Below are 21880 nucleotides of genomic sequence, written 5' to 3'. Positions count from 1 at the left end.
CCCGCGAGGCGAACTCCCGCCCGCGCCCTCGCTCATCCTCCCTCGCTCCCCTGAGGTGAGAGATGTGGGAGCGGACGCCGTAGGAGGGCTCGCCGCAGAGACGATCAGCCCACGGGGCGAAGGCCGCTGTGGGCGTGGACGATGCTCTCGCCGCGTACCCGGGGTTCGCGGGGCTTATGAGGCATCCTCGCCGGGACTGCGGAGCTGGTCGGTGTGCTTGGTGACCTGGTCGACGCGAGCGGCGAGATCGGGATGCTCGGCACGCAGGTGGGAGCGGGTGGCGGTGAGGGGAGCGAGCAGGCCGGCGGCGTCGTCAGCGGCGAGGGCTGTGTCGAGATCGCTGACCGCGGTCCGCGCGGTGGAGGGAAGGCCGGTCAGGGCAGTGATCTGTCCGGCAAGCCTGCGCAGGTCGGCGGCGTTGGTGCGGGCCCATGTGTCGACCGTTCGGTCGGCCGCGCGGCGGGTGCGGGTGGCGGTGACTCTTTCTTCGCCGGTGGAGCCTGGCGGGCCGGGGCGAAGGCGCAGGTACCGCCGTTCGGCGGCCTGGCGGCTGGCCACGCCGAGGGGGCCGGCGAGATCGGCCCAGCTGGCGCCGGATGCCCTCGCCGTTTCGATCAGGCCCGTTTCCCAACCGGCGAGTTGCTCGCGCACCTCGCGCAGGAGGAGCAGGGAGTCCAGAGCCTGCTGGGGCTCCGGCCCGGGCGGGGGAGTGTCGTCGGGGTGTGCGCCGCGGGCGCCGCGGACCGCAGCGTCGATCTTCTCCAGTGCCGCCTTGGCTGCGAGGAAGGAGGCCGCGCCTGGCGGCGGAGGCCCGGCCGGGGTGGGGCGTTCGGCTGTCATGGAGCTCTCCTTCGCCATGTCATCCATTGGGTGACGCTGATGTTTGTCATCCAATGGATGACATGCTACAACAGTGGGCAGGTGAACGACACCGGCGACAACCGCCCCGTCTCTGGAGGTGTACAGCGATGCTTCTGCGTACCGACCCCTTCCGTGAACTGGACCGCCTCACCGAGCAGTTCCTGCGTCCCGGCACTTGGTCGCGCCCGACGGCGATGCCGATGGACGCCTACCGCGACGGCGACGAATACGTGGTGGTCCTCGATCTTCCCGGCGTGCCGCGGGAGGCAATCGACATCGACGTCGAGCGCAACGTGCTCGTCGTGAAGGCCGAGCGGCGGCCGACAGCGCACGGCGACGGCGTCCGGATGGACCTGTCCGAGCGGCCCTTGGGCGCCTTCTCCCGCCAGATCATGCTGTCCGACGTCCTCGACACCGACCGTATCCAGGCCGACTACGAGGACGGCGTGCTGACGGTGCGTATCCCGATCGCTGAGCGCGCGAAGCCCCGTAAGGTCGTTGTCGGTTCGGGGTCCCGCCGCGGGGAGATCGCCGGCTGAATCGACCCGGCCGGCGGCCACCACTGTTGCCGGCCGCCGCCGACGGCTTGTCCATTTCCCTGTGCCCGTCGGTCCGCCCACCGGGCCGACGGGTCTGCCGAGACGGAAGGTTTCGACTTCACCCATGCACGCACAGCCCGGGTCTCGCCAGACCGCACCGGCGCTTCCCTGCGACTACGAGAGGTTGCTCGAACACGTTCGCTACGACGGCGCGTACGCCACCCGCGAGCGGGCCGAACGGGCCGTCCGCACGGTCCTCACGGCCTTGGGCAGCCAAGTCGGTGACGACTTGCGCGGCGAACTCGCCACCCACCTGCCGACCGAGGCCGTAGGCGCTCTCCTGGCCGAACCCTCGACCTCGGCGCGCCGTACCGGCTGGGCCTTCGTCCAGGACGTCGCCGCGCGCATCGGCGTTTCCCCGGCGGTCGCGCGCTGGGAGACCGGGGCGGTACTGAGCACCCTTGCCACCCTGCTGCCCCCCGATCTGCTCACCCGCGCTCTGGAGCAGCTACCTCCCGGTTACGCGCTGCTGTTCGGTCGGGCCGAACTCATCCAGGCCGCCTGAAAGCCTGGCGCGGCGGTCCCGGACATTCGAACGTACCCGCCGCCCCGTCGGGGTCTCGAAGGAGCCCCAGTACGGCTGCCGCTTGCTTGCGACGCCGGCACGGTACTGGCCCTGGCCGGGTCCGCCGCCACGATCCAGCGGCTCGGGTCGGAGCGGGCGATCCCGGTCAAAGCACTAGGCGTGCCGCCGTCCTGCTGCCGATCGCCACCTGGCCGGGCGCACGATCCGCGGCGTGGGCCCGGCCTCTTCGGGGCTACCGAACAGCCCGCGGGTGCCGGAGAGTTCCAGTATCCGTGCGACCGTCGGTGCGAGCGCCGAGACGGTCAGCGTGACATTGCGGTCGATGGCCCGCGACCTGAGCCGCAGCAACATGTTCAGACCCACGCAGTCGAAGAACAGGACGTCGCCGAGGTCGAGGTCCAGGCCGCCCGGCGAGCGTTCCAGGCAGTGCGCCAGCACGCTGCCGACGCCCGCCGCGGTGGCGAGATCGATCTCGCCGCATACGGCGGCCCGGCAGCGGCCGTTCCGCTCGACGGTCCGGATGGTGAGGCCCGAGCCGATGTCCCGGAAGGTGGCGGTTCTCGACTGCGCCGGGTCGTCTCCGTGAGCGAGCAGGTGGTTGCCGGCGGCTGACACGGGTTCTGTGACGGACATGGGACCTACCCCCCTTTGTGGTTGTACCTGGCCATGAGCGTTCCCTTCCGCTCCGCACACGTCAAGGAATACACGAAATATTGTTCATGAATTGAGCGACATGAACAACTCGCCGTATGGTGGGCGGGTGCCCGAACCAGCCGACGCCCGCCCGACCTGGACTTTCCTGACCAACCACGCGCGGGTACTGGCCGCCATCGCCGGTGACCCCGGGGTCCGCGTGCGCGACATCGCGGCACGATGCCTGCTGACCGAGCGTGCGGTGCAGAGGATCATCGCCGACCTGGAAGGCGACGGTTACCTCACGCACACGCGGGTCGGACGCGCCAACCACTACGAGATCCCCCCGGGCACCAGGCTCCGGCACCCCGCCGACGCCGGACCCACCGTCGCCGACCTGCTCGCCCTTCTCGCCCTGGAATCCGGCGACCGGTCGAGCTGACCGGCAGCACGTCACCGCACGGCTCGAGCGTGACGCCCCGGGAGCCCGGACAGGGGCTTGCGTGAGGGCGACGCGGTCAGACCACCCGTCACCGGTGTGACCGGTCGCCTGCGCACGTGCGGGAGCACGCCGAACGACCGGGTGTCGGCGCGCTCCGATCAGCAGGGCCGCAGTTGATGGCGCGCCCCGGGTCAGCGGTTGCGCCGTTCGTTGTGCCAGGCCCACAGGGGCAGCGCGAACCAGCACAGCGCGAACCACACGACCAGCGCCCCGACCAGCCATGCCGCTGTGGTATCCCGCATCGCCACCCGCAGCACCAGCAGCAGCGACGAGGCCATCGTGCACAGCAGGAGGAAGAGCCCGAGCAGCGTCAGCCGGGACGCGAGGACGACCGTCTGCGGCTTGAGCCGGCGGCCGGTGAGCAGTCGGTGCATCGTCACGGGCCCGACCAGCGCGCCGGTGGTGGCGGCGCCCAGCACGACGGTGACCACGTAGATGTGCCGGTCGGTCCCGTCCAGGGTCGTGAACCGCTGCTGGAAGACCACGGTCAGCAGAAAACCGAAGAGGATCTGCACGCCGGTCTGCGCGACCCGCACCTCCTGCAGGAGGTCGCCCCACCTGCGGTCGGCCCGCTCCTCGGGGCTCTCGTTCCGCCCGCGCCCGGCGGCCGGCGGCTCGTCGTGCGGGTCGCGGGCGTTCATCGGCCCTCCTGTCGCCCCGTCCCCCTCGTCGGGGGTATCGGCTCGATCGTCGTCCGCCTCGCGTATGCCGCGCTCATCCGACCGGGGCCGCGTGAGGGGGGAGGCAGTCCTGGCCGGGGCCTCCGGCGGGCTGTTCCGGGTCGGGTGCGATCAGGTCCAAGAGGCCGTCCATGCCGCCCTGCGCGAACGCGGCGCGCTGCCGTGCGGCCCCCGTTCCGTTGCGGATGAGGCGCTGCGCGCCAGCGGTCACGCGGCCGACGTCGCCGAGCTCCTTGAGCGCGGGGGCGATGCGTTCCAGCAGCGAACCGACCACTTCGGCCGCGGACGAGGGGGTGGCGGTGCACGGATCGACCAGGTCGGCGCTCAGGCCGCGGCGGGCGGCATGCCATCCGGCGGCCTGCAGCACGCTGGCCGGTGGGTCCAGCGGGCGGGCTCCTCGGCGGCCCTCGCGCAACGCCGTCGCCACCAGCCCCCGTGCCATACCCGCGATCGTGACCGCACTCTCGACGTCGAGCTGGACATCGGGAGCCCGAACCTCGAGCGTCGGGTATTCGTCGGACAGCCGGGCGTGCCAGTAGAGCTGGTGCCGGTCGGCGACCACGCCGGTGGCCAGCAGGGCCGCCACCCGCTCCTCGTAGTGGGCAGCGCCGGAGAAGAAGGGCGGCGGCCCGCTGACCGGCCAGCGCCCGAACACCACGGTGCGCCAGCTGGCGAACCCGGTGTCCCGCCCCTCCCAGAAGGGGGAGTTGGCGCCCAGCGCCACCAGCACCGGCAGCCAGGGCCGCAGCCGGCCGAGCGCGGCGGCTCCGGCTTCGCGGTCGGGTACGGCTACGTGGATGTGCATGCCGCAGATCAACTGCTCGTCGACCAGTCGCGCCGCGTCCGCCCGTATCTCCCGGTAACGCTGCGTGGCTGTCACGGGTACCGCCGGTCCGTCCGCCACGGGCGCGGCCCCGGTGGAGGCGAGCCGGCAGCCGGCACGGCGTGCCGCGGCTCCGACGGTCCGCCGGTACCGGACGAGATGCGAGGCGGCCTCGTCCAGTTCGGAGCACACCGGGGTGGCGACCTCGACCTGCGCCTGCAGCAGCTCGCTGTCGACCTCTTCGCGCCGCAGGCCGCGCTCCCGCTCGGCCGCCGCCTGCACCTCGCCCACGCGCGGGGCCGGCAGTCCGGTCTTCCGGTCGAGCAGCAGGAACTCTTCTTCCACGCCGAGGGTCAGGCCTGTCGTCATGTGGAGCACCTACCCCTGATCGGTGCCGGCACGACGGGACCGGGGGACTTTGGCGCTCGGACCGCAACCCCGGCCGCGCGCCTCCGGCAGGAAGGTCACCCAGACCGTCGCGGCGGCCGACGCCGTACCCGTCACCGCCACCTCGCCGGCGCTCACCGGCTCCGCGACGGCCGCCGCACGGACAAGGGCGCGGGTCGGTACAGCAGGTCGCTTCCGAACGGTTCGAGCACCAACTGAACGGGCTGTGCCCGGGGACGCGTCCTCGGGCACAGTGCGGGAACTGGAGATCACGGCCACTCCCGTCGAGAGGAGTGGCGCCTACTGCGGATCTTGCGGGGCGGATGCGAAGAGGTTGAGGCCCAGCGCGCCGGACAGGTAGTGGGTCGCCCGTTGGCCTCGGACGCTGTTGCCGGCCGGGTCCAGACCGGGGGAGAACACGGCCAGCCCGCCCTTGCCGGGAGCGATGGTCAGGATGCCGCCGGATACCCCGCTCTTGCCCGGCATGCCGATCTCGTAGAGCCAGTCGCCGCTGCGTTCGTACAGGCCGGAGGTGGCCAGCGCGGCCAGAGTGTCGCGGCATACCGCGGCGTCGACGACCTGATCGCCGGTGAGGGGATTGACGCCGCCGGTGGCGAGGGTGGCTCCCATGACGGCCAGGTCGCGGGTGGTCACCGAGAGGGAGCACTGCTTGGTGTAGACGTCCGTGGTCTCGATAGGATCCCAGCCGAGGCGGTGGTAACTGTCGAGTAGCCGGGCGATCGACTCGTTGCGCTGGTTGGCGGCAGCCTCCGACTCGTACACCCGCGTGTCCAGGTCGAGTTCACGGCCGGCGAAGCGGGACAGTCCGTGGTGGACGAAGTCCCAGCGCTCGGCGGCGTCCGCTCCGGGGACCAGGCTCGTGGTGGCCAGTGCGCCGGCGTTGACCATCGGATTCATCGGGCTGCCGTGATTGAGTTCGATGGCCAGGATGGAGTTGAACGGCAGGCCGGTGTTGTTGACGCCCACCCGCCGCCTGACCGACTCGCGCCCGAGGGCCTGGTCCACCAGGGCGAACACGAACGCCTTCGAGATGGACTGGATGGAGAACGGATGGCCGGCGTCACCGGCGTGGCGAACGCTTCCATGCCCGTCGGCGACGCTGAGTCCGAACAGGCTCGGATCGGCCTCGGCCAAAGCGGGAATGTAGTCCGCCACGCGTCCCGAGGCGTCGTCCCGAAACCGTGCGTAGGCCGCGGACAGCGCGTCATCCACGGCTGCCGCACTGGGCAAGGTGCCGGTGGAGACAGCCGCCGCCTCATGGACGGGCCCGGCCGAGTCGCCGGGATCGTGGATTATGCCGCCCATGGACTATGGCCTCCTCTCACGGATCACCCGCAAGCCTGCCCTACATGAGAGTCATATGGCACATAGTGTCGCAATTGACCCTCTTACGTGAGGTCGGCGCAGGCGGCACGTAGGCGGTGACGCTGTACGTGCGGTACCTGCCTATGCCCGGGGCGCGATCGGGCGCCGGCTGGAGCAGACTGGTGGAGGACCGGACGGCATCATGGCGCGGGCCGTGCGCCCGCGTTTGCCGCGCCCCGACGCGGCCCGCGTCCGCCGCCAGGCTCTGCCGCCCCGCCCAGGTGATCGGGCAGCAGGGCGACTACCTCAAGGTACGGCGTTGTGACGGTGGTGACTCGGCACGGCAGGGGTGATCGGATGGCAGGCGCGAGCGTTTCGGCCGCCGCTGGGGAACGGCTGCTGGCGGAGCTGATCAGGACCGCCCAGCAGGCGTCGCCCGCGGAACTGCCGACGGTCCTGGAGCGGTATGCCGAGGCCATGGGTATGGGCCGTGCGGTCGTCTACCTGGCCGATCTCCAGCAACGACTGCTGCTACCGCTGGTCGAGGGCGAGCCGGACCTGGAGATCGACGCTTCCCTCGCCGGATGGGCCTATCGGACCAACTCCCTGCGGGTGGAGGAGGGTACACCCGCAGAGCTGACCATATGGCTGCCGCTGGTCGACGGAGCGGAGCGACTGGGAGTCCTGGAACTCCGCATGGAGACACTGGACAGGCTCACACTCTGGCGTTGCCGGGCGATGGCATCGCTCCTGTCCATGATCATCAACTCCAAGCGCACATACAGCGACACCTTCGCGCGGCGCATGCGGACCCGGCCGATGCAACTGCACACGGAGATGCTGAGGGCCTTTCTCCCCCCGCGCTCGATCGGCACCGGCCAGGTGGTGTCGACCGCCGTCCTGGAACCTGCGTACGGGCTGGGCGGCGACGCCTTCGACCATTCGTTCACCGAGGGCTGTCTGCACGCCACGATCCTTGATGCCATGGGCCACGACCTGTCGTCCGGGCTTGCCACCTCCGTGGCCATGGCGGGCTGCCGCACTGCGCGTCGCACGGGGGCGGATCTGGCCGAACTCGTCGACGTGGTCGACCAGGCACTGACGAAGTGGCTCCCGGACCAGTTCTGCACCGGCATCTTCACGCAGTTGCACATGCCGACCGGCGTACTGCACTGGTCCAACTGCGGTCACCCGCCGCCGTTGCTCATCCGCGGCCAGCGCCTGCTCGATGAAGCTCTGGAGCGCGATTCCGAGCCTCCGCTGGGGCTGCCCGCCAGCCTGGCCGGCGGTTCCCGCCAGGTGCACGAAGCCGGCCTCGAACCCGGTGACCGGATACTGCTCTACACCGACGGCGTCGTGGAGTCGCGCGACGAGCGCGGGGAGCAATTCGGCCTGGAGCGGTTCACCGACTACGTCATCCGGTCGACCGCCGCCGGGCAGAACGCCCCAGAGGTGCTCCGCCTGCTCATCCATGCAATCCTCGCTCATCAGCACAACGAACTCAGCGACGACGCCACTATTCTGATGATCGAATGGCGGCCGCCAGGCCAGTGAGCCGACGCAGCCATGGCGCCCGGAAGCTCGGCGGGCTGCCGCCGAAACGCCGGGCGGTTGATGGCGAGTTGATTCCTGCAACTCTCTCCCCGCGAATCCCACGCTCGACGCCTGAGAATGCCGAGCTGTCGGGACGGCTGCAGCGCGGTCAGCAGGGTGCCCAAGTCCGCTGGCATGGGATGCGAGCGTTCAGCGACCTGGGCGGGTGTGACGGTTAGCCGGCCGCCGGGCGGGCGCGTCGCCGGTCGCGCCAGGCCCGCCACAGTCGCAGCGGGTAAAGTCCGAACAGCGGAGCGTGTCGACCGAGGGAATCGATGTCCCGACGGTCGAAAGCCCGGGCATACCGCTCCGCCTCCTCGGCGGTCGGATAGCGCTTGTCCCCGCACGCACCGCACTCCCGCAGGCAACTCCAGCGCAGGGTGCAGCCCTCGTGGGAGAAGCGGTAAAGGTGACCGAGCAGGCGGCAGCGCAGCATTCTGCCGACCATACGCGGAATTGCGCGTGCCGGGCTCCTGGATGCCTGCCGGATCGCCCGAATGGACTATTCCGAAAAGAGAGCTGAGGCACCTATGAGCGAGTCCGGCACGTTGCGCACCATTCGCACGGACATCCCGGCCCGCCTGGACCGGCTGCCATGGTCGCGCTTCCATTGGCGGATCGTCATCGGCCTGGGCACCGTCTGGATTCTCGACGGCCTGGAGGTGACCATCGTCGGATCGGTGGCCTCCCGTATGACCCAAAAGGGCAGCGGGATCCATATGTCCTCCGGCGACATCGGTACCGCGGCCGGTATCTACGTCGCCGGTGCGTGCGTGGGCGCATTGTTCTTCGGACAGCTCACCGACCGGTTCGGCCGCAAGAAGCTGTTCATCGTCACCCTGGGGCTCTACGTCGTGGCCACACTCGCCACCGCCTTCGCTTTCGCGCCCTGGTATTTCTTCCTGATCCGGTTCTTCACCGGCGCCGGTATCGGCGGCGAATACGCGGCGATCAACTCGGCCATCGACGAACTCATCCCCGCGCGGAACCGGGGCCAGATCGACCTGACCATCAACGGCAGCTACTGGGTGGGGGCCGCGCTGGGGAGCCTGGGGTCACTCATCCTGCTCAACACCTCATGGGTCAGTCTGCACATCGGCTGGCGGATCGCTTTCGGGATCGGGGGAATCCTCGGACTGGGCATCATGATCGTCCGCCGCCATGTCCCCGAGAGCCCCCGATGGCTCTTCATCCACGGCCGGGAACAGGAAGCCGAGCGGATCGTGGACCGGATCGAGAACGAGGTGCGGGCCGAGACGCAGCGGGAGTTGCCGCGGCCGCAGGGGTCCATCGCCGTGCGGCAGCGGCGCGTGATCCCGTTCCGGGAGATCGCCCGGGGGGCCGCGCAGCGCTACCCGCGGCGGGCACTGCTGGGCCTGGCCCTCTTCGTGGGCCAGGCATTCCTGTACAACGCGGTGACCTTCAACCTCGGCACGCTCCTCAGCGGCTTCTTCGGCGTGGCTTCCGGCCAGGTGCCCTACTTCATGGTGATCTTCGCGGTCAGCAACTTCCTCGGGCCGTTGCTGCTCGGCCGGCTCTTCGACACGGTCGGGCGGAAGCCCATGATCATGGCGACCTACTTCGGGTCGGCGATCGTCACCGCCATCCTGGCGGCGCTGCTGATGAACAACAACCTGACCGACTGGTCCTTCTTCGCCCTGGTCCTGGTGACCTTCTTCATCGCCTCGGCGGGAGCCAGCTCCGCGTATCTGACGGTCAGCGAGGTCTTCCCGATGGAAAGCCGGGCGCTGTGCATCGCCCTGTTCTTCGCGGTGGGAACGGCCGTCGGCGGTATCACCGGTCCGCTGCTTTTCGGCCAGTTCATCAACAGCGGAAGCAGGAACCTCGTCGCTGTCGGCTTCCTGATCGGCGCGGGCGTCATGCTGCTGGGCGGTGTGGCGGAGATGTTCTTCGGCGTACGCGCGGAGCAGCAGTCGCTGGAGAACATCGCCCGCCCGCTCACCGCGGAAGAGGCCGAGGCCGAATCCGAAGGACGCGAACCCGCCCCGCAGCCGGATCTCGGCGCGCGCGGCGCCCGGATCGCGGAGCGCAAGGTGCGTCAGAGCCAGCGGGAGCGCAGCGGTGGCCGCCGCTACGCGCCCGGCGTCGGGAGTTCCTTCTACTCTCCGGGACTGGCCGGCACCGGCGGGCAGAACAGCCGCACGGCCGCGATGGCGGACGAGGCCGAGGACAGTGAGATCGAAGAGGTATCGGACGCGCTCCACGACAACGGGACGATGGACCGGGCCGCCCTCGAAAAGCTGGTGAACGGGAAGGGCTGGGGCCCCGGCCGTTTCCGCAAGGCCCTCGGGGAAGCGGTCTTCGAGTCCCGGGCGCGGCGGACATCCGCCCACGCGTACTCCCCACCGGAGCGCGGGAACGACCACTGACCAGGTCAGACGCCCCCCGCTCACCTCCGGGGGTCCTCCACCTTCGCCTTCGCGCTGGTGGAGGACCGTGCCGGTGCGGAAGTTGGCGTTCAGCGGAAGGAGCTGACGCAGCCACACCGGTCACCCACCTCGGTGTGCGAGCCCCGACCCGTCACCTTCCGCCTCCCCGGCCGCCCGCAACCGCTGCTCCTCCCGAGCTGAGTCGACGTCCCGTTCCAGGGGTGTACGGCTCACGGCCGTTGCAAGGTCGTCCAAGGCCCGCTTCTGCAGTTCCGCCCCACGCCGCACCACCGGGCGTCGACCCCCAGCAGCGCCATCCCATGCGTGGAGCACCTCCTTCACGCGCCGCCACTCCGGATTCCTGTGCTCGCGCACGTTGACTGCCGCCTGCGCGGTGTCCGCCTCCAGGGCCTCGGCGAACCGCTTCGACTCGGGGACGAAACGGCTGTCGGCCGGAGGAGGTTGGCCCTCCATGAGCATCGCCGCCCGGCCGAACCCCTTGAGCGCTTCCTGCGCCTCCTCCGCCTCGCGCGACGTCAGACCGCGGGGGCGGACCGGTTCCTGCCTTGCCCTGTCGTACGACTCCTGCCAGGCGGCACCTGCCTCCCTGCTCGCCAGCAGTGCCCTACGCATGTCGGCGTGATGTTCCCGAGTCGGTTCAGCGTGGTTGCGGAGCACCGCGGCCGCATAGCGTCCGTTGGCGGCAAGCCAGTCCGCAAGCCGGCTCGGCAGCCGGGGTGTCTCCCATGCGGGGAACAGCACGTACGCCAGCATGGCCAGGGCCCCGCCGAGCAGGGTGAGCACCACTCGCTCCGGGACGGCCTGCTCCCATGCCTGACCTCCCATGCCGAGCAGGAAGACGGCGTACGCGGCGGTGAAACACTGGGAGTAGGCGTAGCCGGTACGGATCAGCGTGTAGGACAGGCCCGCCGAGACCACCGCCAACACGCCGTACACATGGGTGCTCGGGCCCAGGGCCTGCACCATCCCGGTGGCGAGCGCGACGCCCGCCAGGGTTCCGGCGAGACGGGCCACCGCGCGCGCGTACGTCCGGTGAAAGTCCGGTCGCATCACCATCACCGAGGCGATCGGCGCCCAGTAGGCGTGGCCCAGGGGTAGCCGGGTGGCGAGCAGGTAGCCGAGTGGGGCCACCACCGCCAAGCGGATGGCGTGCCGTAACACGGGCGAGTCCCGCCGGAGTTCACGGCGGACCGCCCGGATGATGACCGGGGCCAGCCGGAACATCGTCGGGCGCACCAGGGACCGGGCGTCCGCGGGGCCGGGCGGCGTGGGCGTCCTCCCGCGCTCGTCGCCGGTCCGGGCGATCTTCATCGCCTCGCCGAGCAGTTCCACGAGCTGCTCGGCGGCCTCCCGCGCCGGCCCCTCCAGCACCTCGTGGTCCTTGTCGACGCGCAGGACGTCCGCGCTCTCGGCCGGGACCTCGGCGGGAGTACCGCGGCGGATCGAACGGGCGGCCGTATCCAGCACGTCGGCGGCCGCGTCGAGCAACTCCCGAGCGCGGTCCCGCCCGGGCCCCTCCGCCGGGGCTCCGACGTCCGGGTCGGCGAGCGCGGCGACGACCGGCCGAATGCGCTCGGCGAGTCCCCGGGGGCCGTGGAGGACGGCGGGACGGGTGCGGGCCTGTGATGGCGTCATGGCGGCCGCGTCCCGGGCCGACATCAACGGCTCAGGGCGGAACGGAGCGGTCGGGTCGTGCCGTAGTCGGCGTGCGTAGTCCGCCACGGCGGCCAGGGCGTCGGCGAGCGCGTCACGATGCGCCCCCCAACGGCGGATCGGGAACAGCAAGATCAGCACGGCCTGCGCCACGCCTCCGAGCGCGATGACTCCGGCGTGCTCCAGGGCTCGCCAGACACTCGTGGGCAAGGTGATGGTCACCAGCATGCTGCCGACGGTCGTCGCCGCGACGATCCCAGCGGTCGAACCGACGGCCCACGCCATGCCCGCGACAAAGGCCCATACGGCCAGCAGCGGCAGGAACGTCACAAGTCGTCCCGCCGCCAGGTAGCCCACGAAGGTGCTGAGCGCCAGACCCGCGCCCGCGCCGAGTGCGATCACCTTGCGTGGACGGCAGGTGCGCTGGAAGGTGGCGCCACCCGCGGAGTAGGCACCCAGGGCGGCGGACGCGGCATACGCAGGGGAGGCCAGCCACAGCGTCGACCCGATGACGATCGCCACACCAGCTGCCGCGCGCAGTGCCAGCAGGGGCTCCAGCCGTGTCTCCTCGATCGTGAGCGCGGATCGCACGACCTCCCCGAAGGCCCGCAGCCACGTCACGGGTGTGAGCCTAACCGGAATGTCCTGCGGGGTCGCATCGGCCGCGCCGCCGCCTCCTCGCGGCGTCGCGTTCGGCGGACGCGAGCCCCCGGGCGAGTCGTTGGCCACCGCCTCGGCGCTGCCTGTTCAGCCTGAGTGGCCGCGGCTCGATGTCGTCCGCATGGCCGATCCGGAATGCCCGCCGAAGGTCGCGAAGCAGGTGAGGGCGGTACACGGAATCGAGGCCGAGAGCCGCGAGCCGGCGGGCGAGGGCGGGCGGGTGCGGTGCCCCATGCCGCAGGGACAGTGTGCGGCCGGACGGCCAGTGTGTGACCGGGGGTAGCCAGCCGGGCTTCCTGTCGATTCGGGGGGACGAGCCCGCCGGTTCCGTCGGAGTTCGAGTCGCCGGTGATAAAACTTCAGGGAAGTCGGACTACAGCGGGCAACGGCCGACGAAAGGGACGCAGGCGATGACGCACAGGCTCGCTTATGCCCGGACCAGGCGTCCCCGACACGAGCGCCGTGGAGAGGCCCGGTTGCCCGGCGTGATCGCGACCGTTTCCGCGATCGCGCTCTACGTGGGCCTGCCGCAACGACTGCTGATCGCACCGCGCTATGTACTGCCGGCTCTGGAACTGTTGCTGCTTGTACCGCTCATCGCGGTCAACCCCAAACGGTTGACACGGCAGAGCAAGGTGTTCCGGGTCCTGTCGCTGGCGCTCGTGCTGGTCATCGCCGCCAGCAATCTGGTCGCCCTCGGCATCTTGATCCACGAGCTGGTCTACGCCGGAGTGAAGGACGGGCGTTCCTTGTTGGTGGCCGCGTTGCAGGTCTGGCTCACCAACATCATCGTCTTCGGCCTGGCGTACTGGGAACTGGACCGGGGCGGCCCCGTCACCCGCACCCAGGCCCGGCGCGCCGACCTGCCGTTGGCGGACTTCCGGTTCCCCCAGGACGAGGACGACGACGCGGTTCAGGAAGTCGCGGACGGTGCCAGCGCCACATCGGACTGGATGCCCACCCTGATCGATTACCTGTACGTCTCCGTGACGAACTCGACCGCCTTCAGCCCTACGGACACCATGCCGCTGTCCACTCGCGCCAAGGTCATGATGGGCGTGCAGGCCATCGCCGCCCTGCTGACGTCACTCCTCGTTATCGCCCGCGCGGTGAGCATTCTCCACTGACGGATGGCTCGCCGACGGTGATGGGGCGCGCCCGAGACGAATACACCCGTTCGCCTCACCGGGGCGGACATACGACTCATCCGTTGGTCCAATGTTCTGGGGTGCCGCGGGGGAGCACGGCGGCCGCGATCCACGTTGCCGAGGCCTGTTTCGGTGTCTTCTCACCCCAGACCGGGCCCACCGGCCCGACCCACCCAAGGCGGCGGAAGGATCACAAGATGGTGGATACAGGTTTCTCTTCGTTCGACGTCATGGTGGACAAGGCGAATCACGTCCTCAAGGAGATCGAGCACGCCTACGGGTGGCCCAAGGATCGCCGGAAGCAGTCATACGCCGCCCTGCGAGCGGTGCTGCACACGGCTCGGGACCGCATGACGGTCGAGGAGTGCGTCCAATTCGGTGCGCAGCTGCCGACGTTGCTGCGGGGCGTCTACTACGACGGGTGGAAGCCATCGGAAGCACCGTTGAAGATGAGCAAGGAAGAATTCTTCACGCGCGTCCGAGAGAACTTCCCCTATGCGATCGAAGGCGACACCGAGCAGCTGGCACGCACTGTCCTCAAGGTGCTGCAGCAGTACGTCAGCAGCGGGGAGTGGGCTGACGTGAAGGCCGTTTTTCCCGGTTCGCTGGCGGCCATCCTGCCGCAGCCCTAACGGCGGATGAGGGCGCGGCGGAACCTGTCAACGTGATCAAGGCAGGTAGTTCGATCTATTGCTGGGCCGGGATCGTTTGATCGTGGTGTCGGAGGTCGGCCGGTTTGTTGATCCAGGCAGCCTCGGGAAGTTTTGGGGGCTCGGGTGGTCTGCGGACGAACCGCTCGGGGTGTTGTTGATAGGCGCTCGCGAGGACGTCGGCGCGCATCTCGCGGAGCTGGTCGGCGAGACCGAAGTGCACGTCGTAGGGAGCGTGCATCGCTATCCCCGAGTGTCGGTGGGTGAGGTTGTACCAGTCGAAGAAGCCGGTGCACCAGGTGCGGGCGTCCTCGATGCAGCCGAACCGGTCAGGGAAATCGTGCCGATATTTTAGGGTTTTGTACTGACTTTCCGAGTACGGGTTGTCATTCGACGTCTTCGGTCTCGAGTGAGACTTGGTGACACCCATATTGCTGAGCATCTGCGCGACGTTGTGGGCGATCATCGGCGATCCCCGGTCGGAGTGGATCGTCAACTTCCCCCGTTCAACGGGGTACTTGGAGATAGTGGAGGACAGAAACTGCTCGGCGAGCTCCTTGTTCTCGGATGCGGCGATCATCCAGCCGACGGTGTAGCGGCTGTAGATATCAATGATCGTGTAGAGGCAGAAATAGCTGCCCGGATACGGGCCCTTCAGCTTGGTGATGTCCCACGACCACACCCGGTTCGGCGCGGTCGCGATCAACTCGGGCTTCTTGCGCGGCGGATGGACGGCCTGGCGCCGACGCTCACGGACCTCGCCGTGCCGGCGCAGGATCCGGTACATCGTCGCCTCCGCACACAGGTAGGTGCCCCGGTCCAGCAACACCGCGTAGATCTCGGCCGGTGCCATGTCGACGAACTCCCCCGACCGCAACACCGCCAACACCTCCGCTTCCTCGGCCTCGCTCAGGGCCCGCGGATCGCGCTTACGCTCCCGGGTCGGCTTCACCGGCGGTGGGGACGTGCGGTGGTGGCGATACCAGGTCGCCCGGCTCATGCCGAGCGCGGCGCACGCCTTCACCCGGCCGACCAGATGGGACAGCTTGTCCAGGGCAGCCGCGCGGGCCGCCTCGAAGGCCGACCCGCCCAGGTCGCCGGCCACCTCAGCGGCCGCCGCTTCCACCGGGGTCACGTGTTCTCGCCGTTGTTCGTCGTGGCGCTGTCCGTGGCGAACTGGTCGAGCAGCGCGGAGAGTTTTGACTGCACCTCGATGACGGTGCGGGCCTTGCCCAACTCGGCTTGCAGCTTGGCATTTTCGGTCTCGATCGAGCCGGGCGATCTCCTTGTCCCGCGGATCGGCCTTCGGCCGACCCGCCGGCGCGGCCAACGCCTCCTTTGCACCCTTGTCCCGCTGCTGGCGCCAGGTTGTGATCAGTGACGAGTACAGGCCCTCGCGCCGCAGCAAGGCACCCTTGGCCTGCTTGTCGAGCCCCTCATACTCGGCCAAGATCTTTGCCTTGTACGCCGCCGAGTACCGGCGATGACCCGCCGAGCGGGGTGTCACCTGCGGATCCGAGGTCCCGTGGTCGTTGGTACTGGCCACCAAGCACTTCTCCTTCTCCACCCTCGGCTCAATGAATCATCCAGTATGCCTGACTCGACCTACGTTGCCAGAGAGGGCGGCGCGTCTCCTCGGCGATCTGCTGGGTCTCCCCGGTGGCGACGACGAGAATCGGGACGTCCGTGCCGGGTGCGTCGATCCTGCGTGCTCCGTCTTCGCGCAGCTCCTTGACCGAGGGGACGGACAGCCCGCCGCGTACTCCCAGGACGGATAGGCGCGCGCAGATCTCCTCGCGTACCTCGGGCTGGTCCTCGCCGATTTCGCCGGTGAAGACCAGAGCGTCGAGGCGGTCCAACGAGGCGGCCATGGCAGCGATGCCGCGGCAGCAGCTGTGCACGAAGGCGGCCAGAGCGCCCTGGGCGGACGCGTCTCCTTTCGCACGCGCGCGCACGAGGTCGCGCGTGTCCCCTGAGGTACCCGAGAGGCCGAGAAGACCCGAGTGCCGATGGAGTGTCTCCTCGATCTCCTTTGCGCTCAGCCCGTGTCGACGTTGGAGCCACACCAGCGCTCCCGGATCGACGCTGCCGCTACGACGGCTCATCACCAGCCCCTCCAGCGGGGTCAGCCCCATGGTCGTGTCCACGCTGCGGCCGTTGCGCACGGCGCAGGCCGAGCAGCCACCGCCCAGGTGGGCGATGACGAGGTGGAGGGTTTCGGCGGGGCGGCCCAGCACGTCGGCAGTGCGCGCCAGGGACCACGTGTAGGAGAGACCGTGAAAGCCGTAGCGGCGCAACCCGTACTGCACGCGCCACTGCTCGGGGACCGCGTACTGGTAGGCGGCGGCAGGCAGTTCCGCGTGGAAGGCGGTATCGAAACAGGCGACGTGGGGAATGTCGGGCAGTAGCTCACCGGCAGCGTCCACCACGGCGAGGGCGGGAGGCATGTGCAGGGGTGCCAGAGGCGCGGCCTCCTCCAGCAACGCGCGCACCGGTCCGTCGATCAGCGTGTGCTCCGTCAGACCCGGCCCACCGTGAACGAGGCGATGTCCTACGGCCGATGGCGTGGGCACAGTGGCCAGGAAGCCGCGCAACTCCTCGGTCGTTTCGGGCCCTGGCGGCCTCTCGGCGTCGTGACCGGCGATCCGTGTGCCTTCCGCGCCGAACAGGGTGATGTGCAGACTCGAGGAGCCGGCGTCGAGTACCAGAACACCCTCTCCGGAAGACGCGCTGGGACCCATCTTTGCCTCCTCGCGAGTCGGGCCGTTCGTGTGCCGCGGCCCGTATGTACGAGCGCGGGCGTATCCGTTCAGCGGGGTGCGTCGAGCACGTTGCGGATGCGGGTGGCGACGTGCAGGTTGAGGCGGGTCTCGACGTCGGTGAGGTCGTGCCCGGTGATCTCGCGGATGCGCTGGAGGCGGTAGCGGACGGTGCTGCGGTGGATGAGCAGCGTCTCCGAGGTCGTGTCGTAGCTGCCGCCGCTCTCCAGATAGCGCGAGAGCGTCGTCACCAGCTCGGTGTGGTGGTGGGTGTCGTAGTCCAGCAGCTGTCCCAGCCATTCGCGGACGAAGCGGTCGGCTTCCCGTTCGCCTTCGCCGGTGCCCATCATGCGGCACAGGCCCAGGTCCTCGAAGCTGGTGCTTCCGTGCGGGTCCTGAGAACGGCGGCGGACGGTGAGGGCACGGACGGCCTCGTCGTAGGAGTGCGGCAGTTCGGTGAACGAGTCGCAGCGGCCGCCGACCCCGATCGAGCCGGCTCCGGCGCCGAGTTCGTCTGCGACGGCCCGGTACAACTCGCCTTCCGGGTCACGCCGGTCCTCGCCGGCCACAAGGATGACCGTGGTCGGGCCACGGGAGCCGACGAGCACGTCCAGGCGCAGCCGCCCGGCCGCCCGCGACACTGCATCGCTGAGCGCGGCCCTCTCGGCCGTCCCGGGCCACTCCAGTACCGCGACCTTGTACGGCCGGTGCAGGTCGTGGCCGAGGACGGCTGCCTGGGCGAAGTCGTCGTCGGTCGTCTCTCCCGCGATCAGCCGCTCGACCAGGTCGTGGCCAAGGCGGGGCTTCAGCTCGACCAGTCCGCGTTCGTGGGAGAGCAGGGGGGCCAGCACCAGGGCGGCCTGTTCGAGCGCCGAGGTGTCCGTTTCCGTGGCCCGCTGGTTCGGATCGACGAGTGCTGCCACGCCGAGCAGATCTCCGGCCATCTCGATGGGGACGATCAGCCGGTCCCGGTCGCGGACGGCGCCGGGGTGGTGGCGCGCGTCACGGATCAGGGCGTCCTGGTCCCGGTGTCCCGAGCGTGGGCGCGGTCCACTCGTGTCCTCTCGACGGGGTTCGCCCCTGCCGGGACCCGCCCAGGCCCGCGGGTTGCCGAAGCGGTCCTCGGTGAGGGCCGCGAATCCCGTGTGATCGTGCAGTTCCCGCAGGATTCCGGTCTCGCCGCTGCCGGAGGCGGCGGCGCGGGAGAGCGCTTCCTGGACGGCGAGCCGCGCGGCCAGGACGGAGACGGTCGCGTCGGGTCCTGGGGTGGGCGAGCCGCCCTCGGTCCCCAGTGGGTTCTCGGTGTCTGGCAGGTCCCCGATCCCCGGCACACCCTCCGACTCGACGCGGGCCGGATCTGCCCGGTGCCCGGTGAGGCGCGCGAGGGCGATCCCGGTCTGCTGTGCGAGCAGGTCGGTCAGAGCGGTCTCCTCGGCCGAGGGCGTGGTCAGGGATCGAACGACGAGATAGCCGAGGCAGTCATCCCGGTATCGCAGAGCGATGGCTCGTGCCCACGGCCCGCCCGGCTCGTGCAGGTGCCGGCTGCGGCCGTCCAGAGCGTCGATCCGCCGGTCGAGCCGGTCGGCGGCAACCACGTCGGCGACGGCTGCTTCAGCCGGGACCCCGCCGGCGGGGCCCACCGCCGGTTTCCGCGCCGCCGCACCCCCCGGCCGGGCGACGGTGGGAGCAGCAAGCCGGCGCGGTGGGCAGCGCCGCGCCAGACCGTCGTGCACGGTGTAGGCCGCTTCGGCGGTGAAAGGGCCGGTGGCGGCGATCGCCGCCATGGCCCCCCACAGCACCTCGCGCTCGTCCTCGCCGTCGAGCATGACCGTTACCAGCCGTAGCAGTGCGTGTCGCGCGGCCCCCGGCTGCGGGATGGGGTGGAGGGGTCCGGCGGTCGGAAAGGGAACAGCGTCCATCGCAGGTCCATTCGCGGCTCGACAGCGACTTCCCACCTGCCACGCTACGCCGCTCGACACGGGGTCTCACCTGCGAACCGCGTCGCGTCCCCGTCCTCGCGGGCCGGAACGTCAGCGCGGATTGGTCCTGCCGGGGCGAGGAAGAGCGCCGCGTACCGCGCGAGGCTGCGAGGTGGTGCGGTGTGCCCCGGCTCCGTGCGCCGGGCAGCCCGCCGACCGGTCCGCGTCGCGACGGAGGAGATTCTTATGGCGAAGGCAGTAGGCATCGATCTCGGCACCACCAACTCGGTCATCGCGGTCTGGGAGGGCGGTGAGCCCTCTGTCGTCCCGAATGCGGAGGGGGCCAGGACGACCCCGTCGGTGGTCGCCTTCTCCGATGACGGCCAGCGGTTGGTCGGACAGCTCGCGCGCCGGCAGTCGATCCTCAACCCCAAGGGCACCATCACCTCCGCGAAGCGGTTCATCGGACGTCGCTACGACGAGATCTCCGACGAGGCCAAGGCGGTCTCCTTCGACGTGGTCGAGGGGCCCGGCGGCGTGGCCCGCTTCGAGGTGAGCGGAAAGCAGTACGCGCCGGAGGAGATCAGCGCACAGGTGCTGCGCAAGCTCGCCGACGACGCCGGGAAGTCGCTCGGCGAGAAGGTGACCGAGGCCGTCATCACCGTACCGGCGTACTTCAACGACGCCCAGCGCCAGGCCACCAAGGACGCCGGGAAGATCGCCGGCCTCGAAGTCCTGCGGATCATCAACGAGCCGACAGCCGCGGCGCTGGCCTACGGGCTGGACAAGAAGGGCCATGAGACGGTCATGGTCTTCGACCTCGGCGGCGGCACGTTCGACGTCAGCCTGCTGGACGTCGGCGACGGCGTGGTGGAGGTCCGCGCCACGGCGGGCGACTCCCACCTGGGCGGCGACGACTTCGACCGCCGGCTGGTGGACCACCTGGCGGACGGCTTCCAGAAGGCCGAGGGCATCGACCTGCGCAAGGACCCGCAGGCTCTGCAGCGCCTCTTCGAGGCGGCCGAGAAGGCGAAGACCGAGCTGAGTTCGGTCAGCCAGACCCAGGTGAGCCTCCCGTTCATCACGGCGGACGCCTCCGGGCCGAAGCACCTCACCGAGACGGTCCGCCGCTCCACCTTCGAGCAGATCACCTCGGACCTGGTGGAGCGCTGCCTGGAACCGGTCAGGACGGCGATGAGCGACGCCAAGGTCACCGACAACGACATCGACGAGGTCATTCTCGTCGGCGGCTCGACCCGCATCCCGGCCGTGCAGAACCTGGTCCGCCGGATGACCGGCGGCAAGGACCCGAACATGAGCGTCAATCCGGACGAGGTGGTGGCGCTGGGCGCCGCCATCCAGGCCGGCGTGCTCAAGGGCGAGGTCAAGGACGTCCTGCTGCTGGACGTCACCCCGCTGTCGCTGGGCGTCGAGACGGCCGGCGGCGTGATGACCAAGATCATCGAGCGGAACACCACCGTCCCTGCCCGCCGGTCCGAGACCTTCTCCACGGCTGAGGACAACCAGCCGGCCGTGGACATCGTGGTGCTCCAGGGCGAGCGCGAACTGGCAGCTGACAACAGGGTGCTGGGCCGTTTCCGGCTGGAGAACCTGCGGCCGGCTCCGCGCGGGGAGACCCAGATCGAGGTCACCTTCGACATCGACGCCAACGGCATCCTCAGGGTCAGCGCCAAGGACCGGGACACCGGCGCCGAGCAGTCGATCACCATCAGTGAGGGCTCCAACCTCGACCCGTCCGAGGTCGAGCGGATGATCAACGAGGCCGAGACCAACCGCAGCTCCGACCTGGCCCTGCGCGAGGCCATCGACGCCCGCAACGAGCTCGACGCCGCCGCGTACCAGGTGGAGCGCCGGCTGGACGACCTCGGCGACGCCGCACCGGAGCACGAGCGCGCCCGCGCCCAACTGCTCGTCGACGAGGCACGCACCGCCGTCAAGGAGGAGGCGCCGGCGGAACGGTCCCGGAGCCTGACCTCCGAACTCCAGCAGATCCACGCGGCGCTGGCCGCCCACGCCGCTGGACCGGGTGGAGCCGGGGGTGAAGCCCAGCCCGGCGCAGCTCCCGGCCAGGGTCCCGAGCGCGGCTCCTCGAGTGGCGACGACGAGGTCATCGACGCCGATTTCGACAAGAGCTGAGGCGGCGACATGTCGGATCAGGAACAGACGCGTCCCGCCGAGGACCGCTCCCCGCCCGAGTCCGAGCAGACGTCGGCCGAGCGGGCACCCGCACCGCAGACGACCCCGCGGGTCCCCGAAGCCGGGGAGCAGGAGGCGGCACCTGCCCGCCGCAGCCCCGAGGTGGAGGAACTGGAGGACCGGTGGCGGCGAGCCCTCGCCGATCTCGACAACCTCCGCAAGCGCTACGCCCGCGAGCTTCCCCGGGAACGGGAGGCCGAACGGGCCAAGGTGGCTGCGGCGTTCCTGCCGGTCGTCGACAACCTCGAACTGGCCCTCGCCCACGCGGGCGACGGCGACCCTGGCGCGATCGTCAGCGGAGTCCGGGCGGTACGCGACCAGGCCGTCGAGGTGCTGCGAAGCCTCGGCTACCCCCGCTACGAGGAGACCGGCGTCCCCTTCCACCCCGAGCAGCACGAGGTGGTGTCCGTGGTGGACGAACCTGACGTACCTGCGGGAACCGTCGTCCAGGTGCTGCGGCCCGGCTACGGCGAAGCCGGTCACCAGCTGCGGCCGGCAGCGGTAGCGGTCAGCCGCAGGCAGGAGTGAGGCCG

The 21880-nt window shown here is 70.1% G+C and carries 19 protein-coding genes; 9 read left to right on the top strand and 10 right to left on the bottom strand.

All coding sequences use genetic code 11. The features are described from left to right. Positions 1 to 174 precede the first annotated feature (174 nt). Positions 175 to 840 (bottom strand): hypothetical protein, encoded by a 666-nt coding sequence (locus OG370_RS03030; RefSeq protein ID WP_328460281.1) that lies wholly within the window; start codon positions 838 to 840, stop codon positions 175 to 177. A 128-nt stretch (positions 841 to 968) separates the two neighbouring features. Here OG370_RS03030 and OG370_RS03025 point away from each other — a divergent pair, with 128 nt between their 5' ends. Together OG370_RS03025 and OG370_RS03020 are read left to right on the top strand one after the other, a co-directional pair. Then, on the top strand, positions 969 to 1400 hold the full coding sequence (locus OG370_RS03025) for an Hsp20/alpha crystallin family protein (RefSeq protein WP_328460279.1): 432 nt from the start codon (positions 969 to 971) through the stop codon (positions 1398 to 1400). Between the two features lie 124 nt (positions 1401 to 1524). Next, the gene (locus OG370_RS03020; protein ID WP_328460277.1) at positions 1525 to 1965 is read left to right on the top strand and encodes a DUF2267 domain-containing protein; all 441 of its coding nucleotides are present in this window, start codon (positions 1525 to 1527) and stop codon (positions 1963 to 1965) included. Between the two features lie 174 nt (positions 1966 to 2139). Here OG370_RS03020 and OG370_RS03015 read toward each other — a convergent pair whose 3' ends face one another. Continuing rightward, positions 2140 to 2619 (bottom strand): STAS domain-containing protein, encoded by a 480-nt coding sequence (locus OG370_RS03015; RefSeq protein ID WP_328460275.1) that lies wholly within the window; start codon positions 2617 to 2619, stop codon positions 2140 to 2142. A 100-nt stretch (positions 2620 to 2719) separates the two neighbouring features. Between OG370_RS03015 and OG370_RS03010 the strand changes: the two genes are divergently transcribed. Continuing rightward, positions 2720 to 3061: a helix-turn-helix transcriptional regulator gene (locus tag OG370_RS03010; RefSeq protein ID WP_443060840.1), complete on the top strand. Its 342-nt coding sequence runs from the start codon at positions 2720 to 2722 to the stop codon at positions 3059 to 3061. A gap of 191 nt (positions 3062 to 3252) precedes the next feature. On the opposite strand, the gene OG370_RS03005 is transcribed toward OG370_RS03010, so the two are convergent. The 3 genes from OG370_RS03005 to glsA all read right to left on the bottom strand — a co-directional run bounded on the left by OG370_RS03005 (position 3253) and on the right by glsA (position 6337). Beyond that, positions 3253 to 3762 carry a DUF6328 family protein gene (locus OG370_RS03005; RefSeq protein ID WP_328460271.1) on the bottom strand — a complete coding sequence of 170 codons (510 nt, stop codon included), beginning with the start codon at positions 3760 to 3762 and terminating at the stop codon, positions 3253 to 3255. Positions 3763 to 3835: 73 nt separating this feature from the next. Further along, positions 3836 to 4993 (bottom strand): carboxylate-amine ligase, encoded by a 1158-nt coding sequence (locus OG370_RS03000; protein WP_328460269.1) that lies wholly within the window; start codon positions 4991 to 4993, stop codon positions 3836 to 3838. Between the two features lie 318 nt (positions 4994 to 5311). Further along, on the bottom strand, positions 5312 to 6337 hold the full coding sequence (gene glsA, locus OG370_RS02995; RefSeq protein ID WP_328460267.1) for a glutaminase A: 1026 nt from the start codon (positions 6335 to 6337) through the stop codon (positions 5312 to 5314). 357 nt (positions 6338 to 6694) lie between these two features. Here glsA and OG370_RS02990 point away from each other — a divergent pair, with 357 nt between their 5' ends. Further along, a complete protein-coding gene (locus OG370_RS02990; RefSeq protein ID WP_328460265.1) occupies positions 6695 to 7891 on the top strand; it encodes a PP2C family protein-serine/threonine phosphatase in 1197 nt (398 codons plus the stop codon). Positions 7892 to 8105: 214 nt separating this feature from the next. Here the strand turns inward: OG370_RS02990 and OG370_RS02985 are convergent, their stop codons facing one another. After that, positions 8106 to 8366 carry a hypothetical protein gene (locus tag OG370_RS02985; RefSeq protein ID WP_328460263.1) on the bottom strand — a complete coding sequence of 87 codons (261 nt, stop codon included), beginning with the start codon at positions 8364 to 8366 and terminating at the stop codon, positions 8106 to 8108. 94 nt (positions 8367 to 8460) lie between these two features. Here OG370_RS02985 and OG370_RS02980 point away from each other — a divergent pair, with 94 nt between their 5' ends. Continuing rightward, a complete protein-coding gene (locus tag OG370_RS02980) occupies positions 8461 to 10320 on the top strand; it encodes an MFS transporter (protein ID WP_328460261.1) in 1860 nt (619 codons plus the stop codon). Positions 10321 to 10440: 120 nt separating this feature from the next. Here the strand turns inward: OG370_RS02980 and OG370_RS02975 are convergent, their stop codons facing one another. Next, on the bottom strand, positions 10441 to 12615 hold the full coding sequence (locus OG370_RS02975; protein ID WP_328460259.1) for an FUSC family protein: 2175 nt from the start codon (positions 12613 to 12615) through the stop codon (positions 10441 to 10443). 524 nt (positions 12616 to 13139) lie between these two features. Between OG370_RS02975 and OG370_RS02970 the strand changes: the two genes are divergently transcribed. Continuing rightward, a complete protein-coding gene (locus tag OG370_RS02970; RefSeq protein ID WP_328473741.1) occupies positions 13140 to 13781 on the top strand; it encodes a hypothetical protein in 642 nt (213 codons plus the stop codon). Between the two features lie 218 nt (positions 13782 to 13999). Further along, positions 14000 to 14434 carry a DUF2267 domain-containing protein gene (locus tag OG370_RS02965; protein WP_328460257.1) on the top strand — a complete coding sequence of 145 codons (435 nt, stop codon included), beginning with the start codon at positions 14000 to 14002 and terminating at the stop codon, positions 14432 to 14434. 55 nt (positions 14435 to 14489) lie between these two features. Here OG370_RS02965 and OG370_RS02960 read toward each other — a convergent pair whose 3' ends face one another. From OG370_RS02960 to OG370_RS02950, 3 genes are all read right to left on the bottom strand, one after another. Further along, entirely contained in the window at positions 14490 to 15998 is a 1509-nt protein-coding gene (locus OG370_RS02960) for an IS3 family transposase (RefSeq protein ID WP_328460255.1), read from the bottom strand. Positions 15999 to 16026: 28 nt separating this feature from the next. Next, complete coding sequence (locus OG370_RS02955) at positions 16027 to 17193, bottom strand: acetate/propionate family kinase (protein ID WP_328460253.1); 1167 nt, start codon at positions 17191 to 17193, stop codon at positions 16027 to 16029. Between the two features lie 68 nt (positions 17194 to 17261). Beyond that, complete coding sequence (locus tag OG370_RS02950) at positions 17262 to 19037, bottom strand: helix-turn-helix domain-containing protein (protein WP_328460251.1); 1776 nt, start codon at positions 19035 to 19037, stop codon at positions 17262 to 17264. Between the two features lie 339 nt (positions 19038 to 19376). On the opposite strand from OG370_RS02950, the gene dnaK reads away from it, so the two are divergent. Both dnaK and OG370_RS02940 read left to right on the top strand, forming a co-directional pair. Then, complete coding sequence (gene dnaK, locus OG370_RS02945) at positions 19377 to 21287, top strand: molecular chaperone DnaK (protein ID WP_328460249.1); 1911 nt, start codon at positions 19377 to 19379, stop codon at positions 21285 to 21287. Positions 21288 to 21296: 9 nt separating this feature from the next. Next, on the top strand, positions 21297 to 21875 hold the full coding sequence (locus tag OG370_RS02940) for a nucleotide exchange factor GrpE (protein ID WP_328460247.1): 579 nt from the start codon (positions 21297 to 21299) through the stop codon (positions 21873 to 21875). Positions 21876 to 21880 lie beyond the last annotated feature (5 nt).

Origin of the sequence: Streptomyces sp. NBC_00448, assembly GCF_036014115.1 — a bacterium.
Classification (GTDB): domain Bacteria; phylum Actinomycetota; class Actinomycetes; order Streptomycetales; family Streptomycetaceae; genus Actinacidiphila.
Note: the sequence above shows the minus strand (reverse complement) of the source record. Positions and strands in the feature narration are given on the sequence as shown.